The sequence below is a fragment of the Vibrio chemaguriensis genome, assembly GCF_012275705.1.
Lineage (GTDB): Bacteria > Pseudomonadota > Gammaproteobacteria > Enterobacterales > Vibrionaceae > Vibrio > Vibrio diabolicus.
In genome coordinates, this window is sequence record NZ_SHOE01000001.1 from 81,547 (window position 1) to 102,515 (window position 20,969).

Annotated in this window: 15 protein-coding genes and 2 pseudogenes; 10 read left to right on the forward strand and 7 right to left on the reverse strand. The window is 45.4% G+C overall.

All coding sequences use genetic code 11. The annotated features are described in order from the left end of the window. Nucleotides 1-37: 37 nt before the first annotated feature. Nucleotides 38-1,177 (reverse strand): chromate efflux transporter, encoded by a 1,140-nt coding sequence (gene chrA / locus EX191_RS00365; RefSeq protein WP_193446952.1) that lies wholly within the window; start codon nt 1,175-1,177, stop codon nt 38-40. 112 nt (nt 1,178-1,289) lie between these two features. Between chrA and EX191_RS00370 the strand changes: the two genes are divergently transcribed. Then, the gene (locus tag EX191_RS00370) at nt 1,290-2,210 is read left to right on the forward strand and encodes a LysR family transcriptional regulator (RefSeq protein WP_414718276.1); all 921 of its coding nucleotides are present in this window, start codon (nt 1,290-1,292) and stop codon (nt 2,208-2,210) included. A 47-nt stretch (nt 2,211-2,257) separates the two neighbouring features. On the opposite strand, the gene EX191_RS00375 is transcribed toward EX191_RS00370, so the two are convergent. The 4 genes from EX191_RS00375 to ebgR form a co-directional block, all read right to left on the reverse strand. Further along, nucleotides 2,258-3,682 carry an amino acid permease gene (locus EX191_RS00375; RefSeq protein ID WP_193446954.1) on the reverse strand — a complete coding sequence of 475 codons (1,425 nt, stop codon included), beginning with the start codon at nt 3,680-3,682 and terminating at the stop codon, nt 2,258-2,260. Between the two features lie 78 nt (nt 3,683-3,760). Next, nucleotides 3,761-4,213 carry a beta-galactosidase subunit beta gene (locus tag EX191_RS00380; RefSeq protein ID WP_080534883.1) on the reverse strand — a complete coding sequence of 151 codons (453 nt, stop codon included), beginning with the start codon at nt 4,211-4,213 and terminating at the stop codon, nt 3,761-3,763. Between the two features lie 3 nt (nt 4,214-4,216). Beyond that, nucleotides 4,217-7,315: a beta-galactosidase subunit alpha gene (gene ebgA / locus EX191_RS00385; RefSeq protein ID WP_193446955.1), complete on the reverse strand. Its 3,099-nt coding sequence runs from the start codon at nt 7,313-7,315 to the stop codon at nt 4,217-4,219. Nucleotides 7,316-7,660: 345 nt separating this feature from the next. Then, on the reverse strand, nt 7,661-8,647 hold the full coding sequence (gene ebgR, locus EX191_RS00390) for a transcriptional regulator EbgR (protein WP_140070140.1): 987 nt from the start codon (nt 8,645-8,647) through the stop codon (nt 7,661-7,663). Nucleotides 8,648-9,026: 379 nt separating this feature from the next. Here ebgR and galE point away from each other — a divergent pair, with 379 nt between their 5' ends. The 7 genes and pseudogenes from galE (at nt 9,027) to EX191_RS00425 (ending at nt 18,085) form a co-directional block, all read left to right on the forward strand. Further along, nucleotides 9,027-10,046, forward strand: coding sequence for a UDP-glucose 4-epimerase GalE (galE, locus tag EX191_RS00395; protein WP_053809250.1), 1,020 nt, complete (start codon nt 9,027-9,029; stop codon nt 10,044-10,046). 84 nt (nt 10,047-10,130) lie between these two features. Then, nucleotides 10,131-11,155: pseudogene (locus EX191_RS00400) on the forward strand (UDP-glucose--hexose-1-phosphate uridylyltransferase). A gap of 109 nt (nt 11,156-11,264) precedes the next feature. Further along, nucleotides 11,265-12,369: pseudogene (gene galK / locus EX191_RS00405) on the forward strand (galactokinase). Between the two features lie 9 nt (nt 12,370-12,378). Further along, on the forward strand, nt 12,379-13,443 hold the full coding sequence (galM, locus tag EX191_RS00410) for a galactose-1-epimerase (RefSeq protein ID WP_193446956.1): 1,065 nt from the start codon (nt 12,379-12,381) through the stop codon (nt 13,441-13,443). 399 nt (nt 13,444-13,842) lie between these two features. Then, complete coding sequence (locus EX191_RS00415) at nt 13,843-15,474, forward strand: sodium/sugar symporter (RefSeq protein WP_193446957.1); 1,632 nt, start codon at nt 13,843-13,845, stop codon at nt 15,472-15,474. A gap of 63 nt (nt 15,475-15,537) precedes the next feature. Continuing rightward, on the forward strand, nt 15,538-17,379 hold the full coding sequence (locus EX191_RS00420; RefSeq protein ID WP_152811687.1) for a DUF294 nucleotidyltransferase-like domain-containing protein: 1,842 nt from the start codon (nt 15,538-15,540) through the stop codon (nt 17,377-17,379). A gap of 1 nt (nt 17,380) precedes the next feature. Beyond that, on the forward strand, nt 17,381-18,085 hold the full coding sequence (locus tag EX191_RS00425) for a 3'-5' exonuclease (protein ID WP_152811689.1): 705 nt from the start codon (nt 17,381-17,383) through the stop codon (nt 18,083-18,085). Between the two features lie 15 nt (nt 18,086-18,100). Here the strand turns inward: EX191_RS00425 and EX191_RS00430 are convergent, their stop codons facing one another. Next, nucleotides 18,101-19,099 (reverse strand): substrate-binding domain-containing protein, encoded by a 999-nt coding sequence (locus EX191_RS00430; RefSeq protein WP_031853668.1) that lies wholly within the window; start codon nt 19,097-19,099, stop codon nt 18,101-18,103. A gap of 176 nt (nt 19,100-19,275) precedes the next feature. On the opposite strand from EX191_RS00430, the gene EX191_RS00435 reads away from it, so the two are divergent. Together EX191_RS00435 and EX191_RS00440 are read left to right on the forward strand one after the other, a co-directional pair. Further along, nucleotides 19,276-19,608: a tRNA-binding protein gene (locus EX191_RS00435; protein ID WP_005494151.1), complete on the forward strand. Its 333-nt coding sequence runs from the start codon at nt 19,276-19,278 to the stop codon at nt 19,606-19,608. 146 nt (nt 19,609-19,754) lie between these two features. After that, the gene (locus EX191_RS00440; protein WP_012841470.1) at nt 19,755-20,351 is read left to right on the forward strand and encodes an outer membrane beta-barrel protein; all 597 of its coding nucleotides are present in this window, start codon (nt 19,755-19,757) and stop codon (nt 20,349-20,351) included. Between the two features lie 38 nt (nt 20,352-20,389). Here the strand turns inward: EX191_RS00440 and EX191_RS00445 are convergent, their stop codons facing one another. After that, nucleotides 20,390-20,941, reverse strand: coding sequence for a gamma-glutamylcyclotransferase family protein (locus EX191_RS00445; RefSeq protein ID WP_176320107.1), 552 nt, complete (start codon nt 20,939-20,941; stop codon nt 20,390-20,392). Nucleotides 20,942-20,969: the final 28 nt, after the last annotated feature.

The window sequence follows — 20,969 nt, forward strand, 5'->3', positions numbered from 1 at the left end:
ATTTAAGTGCCCGCTAAGAGTTTGTCGTTTAAGATTTTTACATCATGTCCGTGACAAGGCCTGCTGCCACAAAAAACACGATCATCCATAGCACCGATAGGTTGACCTTTTTGTGTAGATAGAAACCCGCAATCACTAACGCCATGTCGATGGGAGCAACAACTGCGCTGCTAAATACTGGCTGGTAAAGTGCCGCGAGTAGCAACCCTACTACCGAGGCATTTACACCGTTGATGGCGCCGGAGACCAGCGGTTTGCCTGCCAGTGCTTGCCAGTTTTTAAGAACGCCAAGCAGTAAAAGAAAACCTGGGAGGAATACGCCAAGCGTTGCGATCAGCGCGCCTAAAATTGGCGTATCCGAAAGCTCATAGCCGATAAAAGTCGCAAAGGTGAACATTGGCCCCGGTACAGCTTGTGCAGCGGCGTAGCCTGTTAAAAATGCATCTTGGCTGAGCTGGTCGCCAACAATGTTTTGCAGAAGCGGCAGCACCACATGGCCGCCACCAAACACTAAGCTACCAGCTTGGAAAAAATCACTAAACAGCCCAAGCAAAGGCAACGTATGAGCCACTAACGGTAAGCCGAGTAAAAGCACCGCAAATAGAGTCAATGGCGCGATAGACGGTTTAAACGGCTCGGCTGATGGCGCGGAGTCTTTCTTCAGATATCGCATGCCGACAAAACCTGCTACGAGCAACACGAACATTTGCGTCATGATGCTTGGCGCCACCAGCAACGCAATCGCAGTCGCGACGCACAAACCCGCGGTCAGTTTGCTTTGGCAGAAGTTTTTGTACATGCCCCAAGCCGCATCCGCCACGACCACGACTGAGAGCAGTTTTAGGCCGTGAACGATGTTTTGGAACACTGCGGTGTCGGTGATTTGGCTGCTCACCATCGCCAGCGCCAACATGATGATCACCGAAGGAAGCGTGAATCCGACAAATGCTGCGCATGCGCCACCTAAACCGCCACGTTTATAGCCTAAAGCAAAGCCAACTTGGCTTGAGCCCGGTCCCGGCAAAAACTGACTGAGTGCGACGATTTGTGCGTACTCGCTGTCATCAAGCCATTTCAGTTTCTCAACAAAGGTTTGGCGAAAATAACCAATATGAGCCGCAGGGCCGCCGAAGCTGAACCAACCCAGCCAGAAAAAAGTTTTGAAGATGGTGAACATGTCGAGCCTGTTTATCTAAAAAGCATTGCTGCTAATTTATCGGATGCTCTAAAATGACTCAAATTGATAGATTTAATTTCATTTATGAATGAAATGGGATGAGGATGTTGAGGTGAAAGAGGACATTCAGTGGCGCAACATTGACTTGAACTTATTGGTGACGTTTTCCTACTTGTATCGCCATCGAAGCGTTAGCGTCGCGGCAGAGAACAGTTACGTTAGCCAGTCGGCGATGAGTCATAGTTTGTCTCGTTTAAGGTTGTTGTTTGACGACCCGCTTTTTGAGCGAAAAGGACACAAGATGGAGCCCACTGAGCACGCTCACCACATCGCGCCAACTGTGCATCACTTGTTGGATTCTATCGCCAAAGACTTGCTCACTAAGTCTGCCTTCCAACCTGAAAATTACGCGGGTGTATGTCGCATTGGGTTAACGGATTATGCCGAGTTTATTTTTGCTCCTCGGCTTTATGACGAAATACGACAGCGCGCACCAGAGGCGCAGATCAGTTTTATTAACGTCAATCGTAGCAACTACGTGGCATTAACTGAGCACGAAAAGCTCGATGTCATTATTGGCAGCATGCCGGTGTTGGATGACAACTTTGAGAGCTTGTACTTGTACACGGAAAAACATGTGTGTATGTGTGATAAACAGGTGTTGAAAGGGGAAACACAGCTGTCTCTGGAAGCGTTCGCGAACATAGAGCAAGCTCTGGTAAGTCCCGATGGGAGCTTAAAGACACAAGTAGACCAAAAGCTCGCAGAACATGGCTTGAGCCGTAAAGTCACCGTGGCGTCGCGCAACTTTCTCACCATTCGGCATTTATTGAAAAAGCGCGATCTCATTGCCATCGTGCCAGAAAAAATGGCGTTGGCGGAGGGCTTTTCGGACGATCTCATTACTGTTAAGCCGCCGATCGCCGTTGCGGATTTTGATATTTCCATGCTGTGGCATTCCAGCCGAAACAATGAAGACAAAGGCATTTGGCTACGCGAGTTGGTTTCTTCGACCATCACCTCTCACATATAAAAAGGGCACCAAAGGGTGCCCAGAATGTTTGTCATTGAAAGTCTGTGTTATACCGCTGGCGCGGCTTCTTTTATACGCTCTTCCTGATTCAATGATTTTTCGTATTGGCTGTACTTCCACCAAGCAAAGCCAAGGAAAATCACGATACCGCCAACGTTGTAGAAAATGATGGTCATGATGTCGGCCCCTGTAGGGAAGGTCGATGCTAAGAAACCAACCGTAAAGATAGCGATCAGTACCGATACGGTAGCGATGCCCATTTTGCGTGAGCCCATTTTGAAATCACGCTCGACGTGATCCAGTTTCAAGCGCAGATTCAGGTACGCCAGCATGATGAACAGTGGTGGGAGCATCGAGGCGGCAGCGGTCATGTTGATCACGGTATTCATCAAATCTTGAGCGGTGTTAGAACCTAATGTTGGGATGATCATCAGTGGGATAACGATAAGGAACTGATACCAAGCTGCGCGAGCTGGTACGCCGTTTTCGTTTAGCTCTACGGTTTTCTTACCAAAAATGCCTTCTGGAATCTCAGAGAAGAAGATTTTCACTGGCGTTGCTGTCCACATCAGTAGAGAGCCAAACATAGCGGTGAAGGATACCAAGCCTACAAAGCGGTTCATCAATACTTCTGGCAAACTAAAGTACGCAGCCAAACCTTCAAATACTTGTACCGAGCCACCCGTGTATTTTAGGGTTTCGCTAGGAACAAACACGTTAATCAAAACAGACGCGACTGAGTAAAGTACACCGATAAAGATACCTGCGATGATGATGACTTTAACGAACGATTTCGAGCCGCCTTTCACATCGTTTACGTAAACCGCGACCGATTCCGCACCGCCTGCCGCCATAAAGATCCATGTAGTAATGCCTAAAAATGCCCAGCTGAAATCAGGGATCATCGCTTCTACAGTAATTGGGTCAGCTGGTTCTACGCCGCCGATCAACGCAGCGCCAGCCAGTAAAATATACGACATTGTCAGTAGCAGCATGAGGGAGGAGGTCACCGACGTAATTGGCCCCAACATTTTCGCGCCGTTTGTCGATACGTAGGTCGCAAACGCAAACAAAATCATACTGAGCACGGTAGTGGTGAATGGCGTCAGAATGTATTCATAGCCCAAGAACGCGTAAGACGCATAAGCGATAACACGCGGCAGCAAGGACGTGAAGAAGAATAGGTTAACGAACCAGTAAGTGTAGGCAGAGATAAACGCCCAGCGACCGCCGAGTGAGCTTTTTACCCATGCGTAGACCCCCGCTTCAGAATCTTTATTCAGAGATACGAATTCTGCGATGATCAAACAGAAAGGGATGAAATAAAAAATGGTCGCCAGAAAGAACATTGGCGCAGAAGCTAGACCGATCTCGATGTTGTTATTGATTACGTTGTTAAAGCTAAATACTGCGGCAAAGGTGAGGGACAACAACCCGAATTTGCCTATCGTATTACGTTTGGATTCAGACATGTTCTATCTCCGGTGAATCACGTTGGAATTGTAGGGAGGAAGGGCTTGTAATGCTGTGACCACAGCCCTTCTCTTGTTTTATTTATTTAGGAAGTAGCCATCTTCGATGGTCACTTTGAGCACCACTTTTCTTACGCGGTTGTCTCCGTGGAAGCGGTACGCTTCACTGTTTTCAAAAATCGCCACTTGGCCTTCGCAAAGCTCACGAGTTTCACCCTGACCAGAAAAAAATTCGCGGTCGGTTTCATCACGATAAGCTTGTTCTAGTGTCAACGCGGCTTTATCCGCGAACTCAACGGTTTCTCGGCCTTCGAGGTAGTAATGCACATCGAAGTAACGACGGTTACCGATGAACATTTCGGTTTGTTTCGCGATGCCATCCTCAACCATGTAAACCAGTGAATCGCCAATCGAGTGCATCACGCCATCTTTGATGTTGCCGATGTTGCCAATGGCTTCCACACATCGGTTCCATTTACGACCGTTGCGATATACCTGTTTGAATTGCTCTAAGCTGTCTAACACGATCATGGGTTACGCCTCGTTGACTGATTGAGTATTGGTTTGAGTGAAAAACGCGTTGTCGAAATCATGGTTTGCCATCACTTGTGCGTTGCAATCGCCTGCTTGCAGTGGCATCAGCGTCAAACCGTAACGGAACTCGTCCATGTATACGCGGTAAGAGTCGAGCACTTCGCTGCCCCATGAGTTCGAGCCTAACCCCATCACTTGATGGTCAAGGTTAAGGGTGATGTAGCCACTCTTTTCTAGCTCGATCGTATGTTGCGCTTCATGCAGATTTTGGTTGGTGTAGAACCACGCGCTGAAGTTGATTTCTTGCTGAGGTTTCACCAATAATCCTGTGCCATGACGGTTGGTGAGCGATGCCCAGCGCACGTGTTGGCGGTTGCCGTTGTTTTGCGGGAACGGGTAGTTCTCGAACATGTCCGCCACATTGGCGTGGTAAACATCAATGAGGTTAGCTTGGCGACTGTCTTGGTAGTTTTCTTCTGGGCCGCGACCGTAGTAGCTAACTTGGTCAAAGCTGCCGTTGATGCCCAAATCCAAGCCGATGACCGGAACTACGTGAGGGTAGTCGCCGTAACGTTCGCCGCTCAGTTCTACGTTCAAATGGCCTTGCGCATTGATTTGATAGCGGTAGGTACAACGCATGCCAAAATCAAAGACCGGCGGCGCAATGATGCTGGTGGTTGTAATCAAGACGGAATCATCGATTGCTTCCACCGCAAGTGTGCGGAAGTGCTCCTGCATGATTTGCAGATGCGCTGGGTGCCACAAACCTTCATACTCTTGTTTGTGGTTATCAATCATCGGTTTGAAGAAGTTCAGTCTTGGCTCAGATTGAATGATCTCTTCGCCATTTACGCGCCATGAGGTCAGTTTGCCGTTTACTTTCGAGAAAGTAAGCGCAAAGTTATGACCTGTGATCACGTGCTCTAGGCGGCTTTCTTCAAGCACCAAGGGTTGAATATTGTGGTTGACCAGCGCAGGCAACGTCGCGGTGTTGTCTTTCAGTTGGAACTGATACACCGCAATTTCATGGTTGGCTTCGCTGTAAAGTGTGCGACTGTCTTTGCGTACGGTGAAGTTAACAAAGGCTTCGCGCTCATCCAATTCTGGCAAGTCGATGGTCACTTCACGTTCGCTGTTGGCGACCAAAGCTTCGACTTTGAATTGCACGCTACGCAGGGTTTCACCTTCGGCACGCACGTCGGCAGTGATGGTGTAATCATCGAGGTTGGTGAACCACAATTTGTTCTCAACGATAAAGCGGTCATGGCAACCTTCAACGGCGCGGATTTTCACCGGTGCAATGACTTGTTTGTATTCTTTCAGGCCAGGGCCCGGGGTTTGATCTGGGTAAATCAGACCATCCATGCAGAAGTTGTAGTTGTTTGGGTAATCGCCGTAATCGCCGCCGTATTTGTAGAACTCTTGGCCGTGTTCATCACGCGCTAGAATGCCGTGATCACACCATTCCCAAACGTAGTGACCTTGAATGTGGTCGTGCGCATAGAACACGTTTTGGTATTCCGTCAGACCACCCGGCCCGTTCCCCATCGCGTGTGCGTATTCGCAGATAATGCGTGGCTTCTCGTGTGGGTGTTCGCCAAAGTAATTCATCAGTTGAGCGCGTGAGTACATCGTCGAAATCACATCGACGACTTCAGCATCGCGGTCTTCTTCATAGTGAACCAAACGGGTGTCATCAATTGCTTTGGTCGCGGTATACATCGCACGGATGTTACAGCCATAACCCGATTCGTTACCGAGTGACCACATGATGATAGAAGGGTGGTTCTTTTGCGCATGAACATGACGCACTGCGCGATCGACAAACACCGCTTCCCAAGCAGGATCATTGGTGATACGGCTCAGGTCGCCAACGTTGGCAAAACCGTGGGTTTCCACATCGGTTTCTGCCATCACAAACAGGCCGTAAATATCACACAACTCGTAGAAGCGTGGGTCGTTCGGGTAGTGTGCGGTGCGAACTGAGTTGATGTTGTGTTGCTTCATCAAAATCAGATCTTTTTCCACGCGGTCCATGCCCACTGCGCGACCTTTTAGGTGGTCGTTGTCATGACGGTTGACACCATGCAGCATCACGTATTGATTGTTGATGTAAAACAGGCCATCGCGCACTTTGATGTCACGGAAACCCACGCGTTGTGGGATCACTTCCACTACGTTGCCTTGGTGATCTTTTAAGGTGATGAACAAGTGGTAAAGGTAAGGATTTTCTGCTGTCCAATGCGTTGGGCTCACCATATCAATCGCAAAGCTTGTTGAGTGGTGGTTTTGGATAGTCAGTGAATCGCATTGACCACTGGCTACGACAGTGCCTTTGTCATGCAGCGCGTATTCCAGCGTATAGCCAGACGCGATAGCGGTGGAAAGGTTTTCCAATTCGACTTGAGCACTGAGCGTCGCACTTTGGTAATCGTCGGCGAAATCGGTGCGAATTGTTAGGTCTTGGACGTGAACCTGCTCTTTGCCCACAAGGTAAACATCGCGGAAGATCCCCGCCGTCCACCACATGTCTTGGTCTTCAATGTAAGTGGAATCGGCCCACTGCATCACGCGTACAGAGAGCAAGTTTTCGCCTTGGTGTGCGTAGGCAGAAATGTCGAACTCCGCAGTAAGACGGCTGCCTTTGCTAAAGCCGACGTACTCGCCGTTTACGTACACTTCAAAGTAGGTTTCCACGCCATCGAACTTGATGATGGTTTGTTGGTTATCCCACTGTGGACCAAGTGTAAATGTGCGTTGATAAGCGCCCGTTGGGTTGTCGGTTGGTACAAACGGGACGTCGATCGGGAATGGGAAGCCTTCATCAGTGTATTGCAGATCGCCGTGGCCTTCCATTTGCCACATGTTTGGGACGGTAATGTGTCCCCAGTCGTTCATTGTTTGTGAGTAAAACTCATCAGGTACCAACATTGGGTTGGTGAAATAACGGAATGTCCATTGGCCGCTGAGTAACATAAAGCGGCGACTCAGTTCACGTTGAAAGGTTTGTGCGCTCTGAATAGAGTCGTAGGAGAAAAAGTACGCACGTGGTGCCATACGATTCTCGTGTAAGTGTTGGAAGTTTTCCCAATTGTTCACGTTTTGATCTCCCCTCGGCTTGGTGCGCTTATGTTGGAGTGCGGGACGGTTTCATCGCGGCTCAACATCAGTGCAAAAATAACGGCCGATGTATTGTGAAAAATGCTTATTAATAATCTGAGAAAGATATTAGTAAAAGTTTTACTAAAATAAATTAGTGAAAACGTTTTACTTTAACTTGGTCACGTTTTAAATGACCAATGTTGAGCAAGATGTGATCAGCGTAAAGGAATGCGTTCTAGATTGTTTTGGAAAGTAAAAACAGTAAAAATTCGGTAGAAAATAAAAGAAGAAATAAAAAAGCACTGAAAATTCAGTGCCTTATTTGAGCAGTTTTGAGGGTTTTTATCGAGTTGTGCCGCGTAGTTTGAGCTTGCTTGGAACGTACACTTGAAGGGGCAGTGCGCGTCCGTCACGGTATTTTTCTACTAACAAGTTCACGCCTTGAATCCCCATCATTTCAGAATGAATACGAACGGTAGATAGAGGAGGGAAGGTAAAGCGCGCGGTAGGAATGTCGTTCACGCTGATCAGCGCAATATCATCAGGAATGTTTAAACCAAACTCATGCACTGCACGTAACACACCAATCGCAATGGAGTCCGAAGCAATGAACATCGCTTTTGGGAAATTGCCTTTGGCCAGCATCTCTTTCGCTAAGTCATAACCGGACAAGCTAGAGAAATCGCCACGATAAATGTCGTCTTCAGAAACCACACCTTTTAGACTGCCGTAGTCCACAAACGCATTTTCACGAATGTCTGCGGTGTTGGGCTCGTCTTGTCCACCAATAAATCCGATGCGCTCGTAGCCTTGTTGTACAAAGAAATCAACCACTTGCTTGCTGATTCTTACAAGGTCGATATCAACGCAATCGTAAGGGCTAGTTGGATCTGAAAAGTCGATGTAACAGATGCTATCGGCTAAGCGTTTAGGTAACTTATTGACCACCTTTTGGTCGACTTTCCCGACTAAAAGGACACCCGTGATCTTTTGCGTTTCAACATCAATTTCGCTGTTGTAGCAATTGGTTAGCGTAATGCCGAGTTTATCGCACTGAGTTTCAATCCCATGACGAATCGACAAGTAGTACGGGTCATTCACTTCTGCTTCTTGTTTGTAATTGTACAAGGCCAAAAAGTGATGTTTTTGCTTGGCTTCTTTGGTGGCTTTCTTCGAGCTGCTGGTGCGGTACTCCAGCTTTTCTGCGATTTCTAAAATGCGGCGTTTGGTCTCTTCTTTAACGCTCAACGTCGGATCGTCATTCAAAACTCGCGATACAGTTGCAAGTGAGACGCCCGCTTCAGTGGCGATATCTTTTAGTGTTGCCATGTACATTTCCCGTTGGCATTGCTCACAGTCCAAGTGAGAACTCAATAATCTGGCTATTGTAAACAGCTACTTAGGGATGCACAAACTTTTAGTAAAATCGTGCGATCCACGAAAGAGAGTGGTATCTGCTCGACTCATCTTCACTGCTCATCATCTTCCTGGTTTAATTTAACTAAAGTCAGCATCTAAAATAAGGCTTTTGTGTAATTTTGTGGAAACGTTTACACAATTTGAATTCGATCACGGATCTGGATCGAGATTGGTTGCTAGACTTTTAGCCAGTTAAGAAATGGGCGTACTGATTCGATGCAATAGCGATTGGCTTTTAGCGCATCAGAGTGAGGTATGAACAGAAAGCAGCAAACGTGGAGAAGCAAAAGTGAAAGTTCTTGTCACAGGCGGTATGGGATATATCGGTAGTCACACTTGCGTTCAGATGATTGAAGCGGGAATAGAACCTATCATCGTCGACAACTTGTGTAACGCCAAACTGGAAGTGTTAAACCGTATTGAAGCGCTGACAGGCAAGCAGCCTGCGTTCCACCAAGGTGACATCCGTGACGAAGCATTTTTGGATACGGTGTTCGCGCAGCACGACATCCAAGCCGTGATCCACTTTGCTGGCCTCAAAGCGGTTGGCGAATCGATGGCAAAACCACTTGAGTACTACGACAACAACGTCAATGGCTCATTGGTGTTAGCGCGCAGTATGCGTAAAGCGGGCGTGAAAAGCATCGTATTCAGTTCATCGGCAACGGTTTACGGTGACCCTGAAATAGTGCCGATTACGGAAGACTCACCAACAGGCGCAACCACCAATCCATATGGACGCAGCAAATATATGGTGGAGCAGTGCTTAAGCGATCTGTTCCATGCTGAAAACGACTGGAGCATCACATTACTGCGTTACTTCAACCCAGTTGGCGCGCACCCATCTGGCAGTATGGGGGAAGACCCACAAGGTATGCCCAATAACCTGATGCCATTTATCGCTCAAGTCGCAGTTGGTCGCCGAGAAAAACTCGCGGTATTTGGTAACGACTATCCAACCCCTGACGGCACTGGCGTACGTGATTACATCCATGTGATGGATCTGGCCGACGGCCACATCGCCGCATTGAAATCGGTGGGTGAGAAATCGGGTTTGCACATTTACAACTTAGGTACAGGTAAAGGCTCGAGCGTACTTGAGATGGTGGATGCGTTCGCGGCGGCTTGCGGTAAACCTGTGCCTTACGAGTTATGCCCGCGTCGTCCTGGGGATATTGCTGAATGTTGGGCAAGCACGGAAAAAGCTGAGCGTGAACTAGGCTGGAAGGCAACACGCACGGTGGCTGAAATGACCGCCGATACGTGGAACTGGCAGTCAAAAAATCCCAATGGCTATTCCCCTGCGTAGTTTACGTCGCCGCATTGTTGTCTGCACTTTCCAATTTCATTGAGAAATGCAGATGAAAGAATTCTTAAAAGTTGAGTAAGTAACATGTCGAATGTCGAATTTAACCCAGTGGATCATCCACACCGCCGTTACAACCCTCTGACTGGGCAATGGATTTTGGTTTCACCTCACCGTGCAAAACGCCCTTGGAGTGGCGCAGATGAAAAGCCCGCGTTGGATGAGCTACCAAGCTATGACGGTAAATGTTTCCTTTGTCCAACCAATGAACGTATCTCTGGCGATGTTAATCCAGACTACCAAGGCACTTATGTGTTCAATAACGATTTTGCTGCGCTGATGGTGGATTCACCAGATGCACCAGAGTCAAACAACCCGCTATTCAAAACGCAAGGCGTGCGTGGTTTGAGCCGAGTGATTTGCTTCTCGCCAGATCACAGCAAAACCTTACCGGAGCTGCCTGTGGATAATATTCGTGGCGTGATTGATACATGGAATGAGCAAATTGAAGAGCTCGGCAAAGAGTACGTTTGGGTTCAGGCGTTCGAAAACAAAGGCGAAACCATGGGCTGTTCTCAGCCGCATCCACACGGTCAAATCTGGGCGAACAGCTTCTTACCCAATGAAATCGAGCGCAAAGAGCACAACCTAAAAGCGTACTACCAAGAGCACGGCAGCAACTTGCTGGTGGATTACTTGCAAGCGGAACTCAAAGACGGCTCACGCATCGTGGTGGAAACTGAACACTGGCTGGCGGTGGTACCATGTTGTTGCCGAAAACGCACATTCGTCGCATGAGCGAACTCAGCGATGAGCAACGAGACGATTTAGCGCGAGCGATTAAGAAGCTGATCAGCCGTTACGACAATTTATTCCAATGCTCTTTCCCTTACTCGATGGGCTGGCACTACGCACCGTTTTTTGACCAAGGCACAGACATCGACCATTGGCAGCTTCATGCACTTTTTTATCCGCCACTACTGCGCAGTGCCACGGTTCGTAAGTTCATGGTGGGCTACGAAATGCTGGCAGAAAGCCAACGTGACCTCACCGCAGAGCAAGCGGCGCAGCGTCTGCGTGATGTGAGTGATGTCCACTACAAAGAATGCTAAGTCTTTAAATTGGACTGATTACGAATAACGGGATAGCGCGACTTTACAGATAGAAAGTTAGGCTCAACGCGCTATCCCACACAAATTACTATTTTAAGAGAACGTCCCTATGTCTGAACTTATCCAAAATGTGAAAGCGTCATTTGAGCAAGTGTTGGGCTACGCACCTAGCCATATTATCCAAGCGCCTGGTCGTGTGAACTTGATTGGTGAGCACACCGATTACAACGATGGTTTTGTCCTACCGTGTGCCATTAACTACCAAACGGTTGTGGCGGCGGCAAAGCGTGAAGACAATATCGTGCGTTTGGTCTCGGTCGATTATGGCAACGCAGTGGATGAATTCGATATCACGCAAGCCATTACCTTCCAGCAAGACAAAATGTGGGCGAACTACATTCGCGGCGTGGTGAAGTGTCTTCTGGCGCGTGGCTACCAGTTTACTGGGGCGGATATTTCAGTCAGCGGCAACGTACCTCAAGGCGCGGGTTTGAGCTCATCGGCGGCATTGGAAGTGGTGATCGGTCAAACGTTTAAAGTGTTGTTCAACCTTGAGATCAGCCAAGCCGAAATTGCGTTAAACGGTCAGCAAGCTGAGAACGAATTCGTCGGTTGCAACTGCGGCATCATGGATCAAATGATTTCAGCGGAAGGGCGTGAAAATCACGCGATGCTATTGGATTGCCGTAGCCTTAAAACTGAAGCAGTCTCTATGCCAGAAGACATGGCAGTCGTGATCATCAACTCGAATAAAAAACGTGGTTTGGTCGACAGCGAATACAACACTCGTCGTCAGCAATGTGAAGAAGCGGCGCGTATTTTCGGTGTGAAAGCTTTGCGTGATGTGACGATTGAGCAGTTCAACGAGAAAGTCGCTGAGCTGGATGAAATGGTGGCAAAACGTGCCCGTCATGTCATCACAGAAAACGATCGTACTGTGGAAGCGGCGCAAGCGCTACGAGCACACGACATGAAGTACGGTAAAAGAAATCGATACGCTGGTGGAGATAGTCAAAGAGGTGATCGGCGATCAAGGCGGCGTGCGCATGACCGGCGGTGGCTTTGGTGGTTGCATCGTGGCACTTGTACCGCCAGCACTGGTTGATGACGTGAAAGCGGCAGTTGAAGCGAAGTACCAAGCGGCTACGGGGTTAAAAGAGTCGATTTATGTTTGCCAAGCCAAAAATGGTGCGGGTTTGGTTGAAGTGCTGTAAGGAATGATGATGAAAGCCTATTTTCAACAACTAGAACAAGCGATGGCGCAAACGCCGTCGTTTGATGGCCAAACTGCGAATCTGATTCATTTGACCAACGCGAGTGGTATGACGGCGTCGTTTATGGATATTGGTGCGACGTGGTTGAGTTGCACATTACCGGTAAATGGTGAAACCCGTGAAGTGTTGTTGCGCTCACCAAATATGGCTGAACACATGAAGCAAGACGCTTACTTCGGTTCCATTGTTGGCCGCTTTGCTAACCGAATTGCGAAAGGGCAGTTTGAGATAGACGGAGAGAAGTATCAACTTGGTATCAATAACGGTGAAAACTCACTGCACGGTGGCCTAGAAGGGTTTGATAAACGCCGCTGGAAGGTTGAAGAGCAAAATGATCAACAGGTCACTTTTTCACTTCGCTCCCCGGACGGTGACCAAGGCTATCCGGGAAACCTCGATGTGAAGGTGACGTACACGCTCACTGACGAGAATGAACTAGCTATCGCCTATGATGCTAAGACCGACAAAACATCGCCAGTGAATTTAACCAATCACGCCTACTTTAACTTGGCTGGTGAGGCGAGCCGCGCGAAAAGTTTGGATCATACTTTACAGCTCAATGCTGGGCATTACTTACCAACGGATGCGGGGTTAATTCCTACCGGTGAACAAAAGCCAGTTTCGGGCACCAGTTTCGACTTCACCGAGCCAAAATTGATTAGCCAAGAATTTCTTGCCGAGCGAGATCAGAAAACCGCTGGTGGCTACGATCACGCCTTTGTATTCATGCCTGAAGTGACCGATGGCGTGTCTGTCGCTGCGGTTTTAATTGCACCAAAAGAAGATGTGGTGATGAAGGTGAAAACCACCAAACCTGCCATCCAGTTCTATTCAGGTAATTTCTTAGCCGGTACGCCAGGTGCAAGTAAAACTTACGAACGCTATGACGGCCTAGCATTGGAAACGCAATACTTTCCAGACGGGCCAAACAAACCAGAATGGGGACTCAACAATGGGGTGTTGATCTCTGGGGATTGCTATCAGCATCAAACTACTTATCAGTTTGAATTTTAGATAGCACTTCTGCCCTTTGAACTTGCAGCGGCAGCGATGCTGCAACTCCAACGACTTTGGGTGTTATGGTGGGCTACATGCCCACCTTATTTGTTTTTGATATGTATTTTTACTAGGAAGTTTAAATCACTTACCTAACTTTCGACACAATACTGTACGGTGGATGATCCCCGTAATTTCCTACTTATTACTCTTCGTTTTACCTTTATTGTTATCGTTTACATTTTTGTTGATTTTAGAGAGTTTTAATTAAATGATACTTCTCTTAATATTTGTGATCTTTAGCTCGTTATAAGGTTTTTAGCGTAATATGTATCAATATGTGTGATTTGAGTTACATTTCATTTGAGTGGTAACGTTTACACTTTGCGGCGTAAACAAAACTACAGGATGAAACTGATGTCGAATATAGAACATGGTCTAAGCTTTATCGACATAATGGTCTTCGCCATTTATGTCGCAATTATCATTGGGGTCGGACTTTGGGTATCTCGTGATAAAAAAGGCACTCAGAAAAGTACGGAAGATTATTTCTTGGCGGGAAAATCTTTGCCTTGGTGGGCTGTCGGTGCTTCGCTAATTGCTGCAAATATTTCTGCGGAACAATTTATAGGAATGTCTGGTTCAGGCTATTCAATCGGCTTGGCTATCGCATCTTATGAATGGATGTCGGCAATAACATTGATTATTGTTGGTAAGTACTTTCTACCTATTTTCATTGAAAAAGGAATCTATACCATTCCTGAATTTGTTGAAAAACGCTTCAATAAAAAACTAAAAACAATTTTGGCCGTTTTTTGGATTTCCTTGTACATTTTTGTAAACCTAACTTCAGTACTGTATTTAGGTGGTTTGGCTCTCGAAACCATTTTGGGTATTCCGTTGATGTACTCAATTCTAGGTCTTGCGCTGTTTGCGTTGGTGTACTCAATTTACGGTGGTTTATCGGCAGTAGTATGGACCGATGTCATCCAAGTGTTCTTCTTAGTTTTGGGTGGTTTTATGACTACCTACATGGCAGTGAATTTTATTGGTGGTACGGACGGTTGGTTCGCTGGGTTGTCTAAAATGGTCGATGCCGCTCCAGGCCACTTTGAGATGATCTTGGATCAAAGTAATCCACAATACATGAACCTTCCTGGTATTGCCGTATTAATTGGTGGTCTTTGGGTAGCAAACTTATATTACTGGGGCTTTAACCAGTACATTATTCAAAGAACACTTGCTGCAAAATCAGTATCGGAAGCTCAGAAAGGTATTGTTTTTGCAGCGTTTTTGAAACTTATCGTTCCGTTTCTCGTGGTATTGCCAGGTATTGCCGCTTACGTTATTACTTCGGACCCAAAACTAATGGCAAGTCTTGGTGATATTGCAGCAACAAACCTTCCAAGTGCTGCTCATGCGGATAAAGCATATCCTTGGTTGACTCAATTCTTGCCTGTTGGTGTTAAAGGGGTTGTTTTTGCGGCTCTTGCTGCTGCAATTGTTTCTTCACTAGCATCAATGCTTAACTCAACAGCCACTATCTTCACTATGGATATTTACAAAGAGTATATCTCTCCTGACTCAGGTGACCACAAGTTGGTGAATGTTGGGCGTACTGCAGCTGTGGTGGCACTAATTATTGCCTGCCTAATTGCTCCAATGTTAGGTGGTATTGGCCAAGCATTCCAATACATCCAAGAATATACAGGTTTAGTTAGCCCTGGAATTTTGGCTGTATTCTTACTTGGCTTATTTTGGAAGAAAACAACCAGTAAAGGGGCTATTATTGGTGTAGTAGCATCAATACCATTTGCCTTGTTCTTGAAATTTATGCCACTTTCCATGCCATTTATGGATCAAATGCTATACACATTATTGTTTACAATGGTTGTTATCGCATTTACAAGTTTGAGCACATCAATTAATGATGATGATCCTAAAGGTATTAGTGTTACATCATCGATGTTTGTAACAGATCGAAGCTTTAATATCGCTTCTTACGGCATAATGATTGTTTTGGCAGTGTTATATACATTGTTCTGGTAAAACCATTCTTTATTATACTCCGCTCTTTTTTGAGCGGAGTTTTTCTAATTAAAAGAGTGTCATATGGATTCAACCTTGCTGCCAAATGTCGTTTCTTTTTTTAAAACGATAGAGCCATTTCATTTACTTCCTGACCATGTTCTTGATGCTATCGCTACGAACACAGATATTGTTTATTGGGGAAAGGGAGAGAGTGTCTCCTTAGTTATGCCTGAAGGAAAAAATTTATATATTATTCGAGCTGGAGTTATCGAACAGAGATTTCCTAATGGTGAATTAAGAGCTAGATTAGGCGAAAATGATGTATTTGGATTTAATTTAGAACAGGATAAATATAAAGTAAAAACCATTGAAAATTGTTTAATATATAAAATTAATTATGCGTTCTTACTAAAAGAAGTTTCGAATTTTGAAAATGTTGTTAACCAGATTGCAATCCGTGCAAGTCAACGTCTCACTTCAAGTATTAATGCACAGTATTCACAAGCAGAAAAAAGCCTGTTTTTTAAAAGGGCTAAAGATTTAGCCAATCATAATGTTGTGGTGGTGCATAAAAACCAAAGTATCCAGCAAGTGGCACAAATCATGAGTAAAAAAGGCTGCACTTGTGCCTTGGTTACCAATGACAATGCATTGGTTGGAGTGGTTACCGAGACTGACATGACAAGTAGAGTGGTTGCTGAGGCGTTTAATATCTATAGACCTGTTGAGGATATTATGAACGCTCATCCTCAGAGTGTTGACCAAAATGAGCCCGTGATTTCTGTGTTCAATCTGATGATGAAACACAATATTCGTAACATCCCTGTTCTTGACAAAAATAAACAAGTTTTAGGTTTGATTAGCCCTCAAGAGTTAGTTCAGAGGCATGGCATCCAGGCTGTTTTTTTGATTGAAAAAATCAGTAAGTGTAATAGCTTAGAGTCGCTTTCATTGTTAGTAAAAGAACGTCAGGCAGTGTTTGAGGCGATGATAGAATCGCATTTGCCAGCCAATGTAGTTGGGCAAGTTTTAATGATGATTTATGATGCCTTTACCTGTCGATTGATTAAATTAGCAGAAAGAAACGTGGGTTTACCTCCTTGTAATTATGCTTGGTTAGCGGCGGGTTCGCATGCGAGAGGAGAGGTTCACTTAGGTTCTGATCAAGATAACGCTTTAGTACTTGATGACTCAGCAACAGAAAGTGACCGAATTTATTTTCGACATTTTGCTATGTATATATGTAAAGGATTAGCGGAATGCGGGTACCCTTTGTGTAATGGGCGTTTTATGGCGGCTACACCAACGTGGAATCAGCCATTATTCATCTGGAAGCAGCTCTACAGAAAATGGGCAAACAATCCAGAATACAATATGTTACTAAATCTTAATGTCTTTCTTGAAGTGCGCTTTATTTCCGGGGATAGGTCACTATTTGATGAACTAAATAGTGAACGCGAGCGGTGTACCAAAAATAACCCTCATTTAATCGCAGCCTTAGTTAGAAATTTAATATCACACCGTCCACCACTAGGGATATTCAATAACTTAGTGTTAGAAAACAATGGTCACAACGAGAAATCGCTGAATATTAAAAAGTCTGCGGTTGGTCTGTTGGTCGATATCGCTAGAATTTATGCTCTTCATAAAGGCGGAGGAATGTTGTCAACGGAAGAAAGATTCGATTTTGCGTATGATACAGGATTGATTAATAGCACTTCACATCAAGACTTGATAGGGACTTATCGTTATGTAACGCAATTACGTTACTCACATCAGCTGCAATGCTTACAAGGTGGAAAGCCAGTAACGAATGCTATATTTCCTGAGCATTTTGGCAGCTTTGAAAGACAACACCTCAAAGATGCTTTTCGCATAATACGCGGTTATCAAGACACGTTAAAAATGAAATTTGGCTCTTAGTATGTTTGGCTACTCATTCCAGTCAATTGAACATCTAGAACAGGTGCGCAGAGAACTAGAAAAATCTAGCTTGCCAGATGTATTTAACTCTATAGGAAATACGCCTCTACCTGGCGCTTTATCGGATGCTAGAGAGTTAGACACGTTAGTCTTGGACTTTGAAACGACAGGATTTAATCCTGAAGTAGATAGAGTAATCAGTATTGGATGGGTAGAAATTCGAAACAGCAATATTCGTCTAAACAGTGCACGTCATGTCTTCATTAATCATGCAATTGATATTTGTCATGAGTCAGTCAAAGTTCACCATATTAGGCCTGAAACGTTGCATGTATCGGGGATTTCAGAACAAGCTGCTTTCACTCAGTTGCTGGATGTAATTGCTGGTAAAATTCTTGTTGCACATGGCTGCATTATGGAGCAGAGGTTTTTAGAGCAATACATCAAGATAAAGTACCAGAATTTGAAGTTGCCATTAATATGGTTAGATACATTAAAAATCGAGCAATATCGCACCCAACTGAGACCTACTCGGTCTGACTGGCGGTTAAGTTCAATTCGAAAGGAACTCAACCTACCAACATATCAAGCCCATAACGCACTAAATGATGCGATAGCGACTGCCGAACTATATCTAGCACAGATTAATTGCTTGTTTGGCCTTTCATCTGCGCCATTACATGTTTTAGTTAATGCTTCGCGCTAACATTTAACGCGTACATCAACAACGCTCAACAGAATTTCTTCGTACTAAAGTTGGGCTAAAAATAATGGTTTCGTCTTCAATTTTTTCGTCACGAGATAGCGCCAAAGCCAAACGGGCGGCGCGTTCTGCCATCATCTCGATTGGGTAGCGAATAGTGGTCAGGCTAGGGTGAACAAAGCGGGCGATCAAACCATCATCGAACCCGACCATAGAAACCTTACTTGGTACGTCAATGCCATTTTGATCCAACGCTGCCAGTGCGCCAGCGGCCATGTAGTCGTTGTAGGCCACCACTCCAGTAATCTCCAAAGATTTGGTTAACAGGTTGGTCATCGCAACTTCGCCACCATCACTGTTGGGCTCACCGTATTCGATGTAGCTTTTGGAGAGTTCAATACCATGTTCTTTCAATGCGGCTTGGTAACCTTGCAATCGCTCATCTGTATCTTCGATATCGTGGGATGAGGCAATGCAAGCAATTTTGCGATGCCCGTGACGAATCAAATATTCTGTCGCGAGGAATGCCCCCTTGCGGTTATCAAGGGAAATACAGCGTTCGGCTAGCTCTGGGATATGACGATTGATAAGCACCATACCTTTTACTTCTTGGGCGTAGCCAATTAGCTCATCATCAGATAAGCCTTTCGAGTGGATGACTATTGCATCGCAACGGCTGTTGATCAGCAATTCTAGGGCTTGACGCTCATCATCTGGATTGTGATACCCGTTGCCAATCAAGATATGTTTGCCATTTTCGCGCGCGATATTATCGACGGATTTGACCAGCGTGCCGAAGAAAGGATCGGACACATCACTCACCAACACACCCATGGTATTTGTGCTTTGGCTCACCAGTGCACGAGCTGCGGCATTAGGTCTGTAACCCAATTTGCTCATTGCTTTGGTGACCGACTCTACCGATGATTGACTGGCTTTTGGGGACTTGTTGATCACGCGAGAAACCGTTGCGACCGAAACACCGGCTTCTTTCGCGACATCCTTGATCGTTGCCATATAGAACCTTTAGTGGCTAAAAATTTTGACTGGAAGTATTAAACACCCATTGTGTAATAAGTGCAATTTGATAGGGGATTTGCTTTCGGAAATGAGATCTTTACCACTTGTATTTATTAAGCTTACTGATAGTGTAAACGTTATCTTTTTAGTAAAACTTTACTGAGGTTTTAATTATGGAAACTATCGCTTACTCAGATTTTGCCAAACTGGAAATTCGTACCGGAAAAATCATTGAAGTGGCTCGCCATCAAAATGCAGACAAGCTGTACATTGTGCAAATTGATATTGGTGAAAAAACACTGCAAACCGTAACCAGCTTAGTACCTTATTACACCGAGGAAGAGTTGATGGGCAAACAAGTGGTCGTGTTGTGTAATCTTGCCAAAGCCAAAATGCGCGGCGAAACCTCAGAATGTATGTTGTTGTGCGCAGAAACGGATGATGAATCCGAAAGTGTGTTGCTAACGCCAGAAAGAGCGATGCCGACTGGGGTGAGAATTGTTTAGAGTTTAATCAAGCAAACGTTTTATTGTTCGTGTTTATGTTTTGTGTCTCATTTTATAAATAAATCAATAGGAATATATTCAACTCTATTTATAATCTCCGCGCTTTTAAAAACTGTTTAACAGTATGAAAAACATAGGAAATTATAATGAAAAAAGTATTGCCATTATTGGCTTTAGGTGCGGTGGTTGCTTCAGCGTCAGTTCAAGCAAAAGGTAACTGGTATGTTGGCGCAGATATTCTTAACTCTGATCTTGAAGTTGAAGGTCACTCTTACAGCTCTTCAGCTACAGGTTTGGGTATTGCGGTAGGTAAAGAGCTGCAATATTCAGAAAACTTCAAATTGGCTTTAGAAGGTGAGTACATTTACTACGGTAGCTTCGAAGAAAAAGCATCGGGCGCGGGTAATTGGTTAGAAGCTACTGTTGAAGGTTATTCATTCAACCTTAATGCTAAACCTAAGTACCAATTCTCTGGCACTGGTTTTTATGTTGGTGCTGTTGTTGGTCTAGGTGTAACTGGGGTTGATTTAGAGGCAAAATCAAACCTTTCTGGTTTCACTGGTAAGACTGATGGTAGCGATGCTGGCTTTAACTATGGTGCTGAAGTGGGTTATGAATTTGCTTCAGGTCTGGTTGTTTCTGGTGGCTACCGTGCTTCTACAGTAACCATCGATGTTGAAGGTGGTGGCGATCTTGAATTTGATTTTGACAGCCTGTACGTTGGCGTTGATTACAAGTTTTAAGCTCGCATAAGCAAAACATAGATACTAAAAAGGAGCCGTTAGGCTCCTTTTTTTATTAGATTATCAATCAACTCGTAATGATGCTCTTGCACGCCTGCAAGGTTGCCATATTTAGGTTGGTGGCGGTCATTTTCTTTTGCGTGTTGCCAGCCAATGGTGTGACGCACGAAATGCTCTGCAAACGCATGAGATACTTCTAAGCAACCTGCTAGCACGGTATCGACATAGCTTTGCATGATTGGGCTTTTTACGCACGGTGGTAATGGCTCGTCTTTTACGTAAACCCAGATGCTATGTTCTTGGTTAAAGTTCGCTTCCGTTTCGATTTGATCTGGCTGAATTTGAATACGATGATAACCACGCTCACGGCGATCGAATTCTGCGAGAGCCTCTTCATTCACTTCGAGTAAAACGCCGTTGACCTGCCCATCGCCTTGGTTTACAACCAGAGGAGACAGAGTGTAGCTGTCATCAATCTTTCCCCAGTAGCGCACCAGTCCATGAGCAATGACCGGAATGGCTTCTCCCGTTTGTCCGGTTAACTTACGTGACGCAGAATTAATCAAACTGCCATAGCCAAATATGTACATCTTCGTTGCATCCCTTAACTGATGGTTG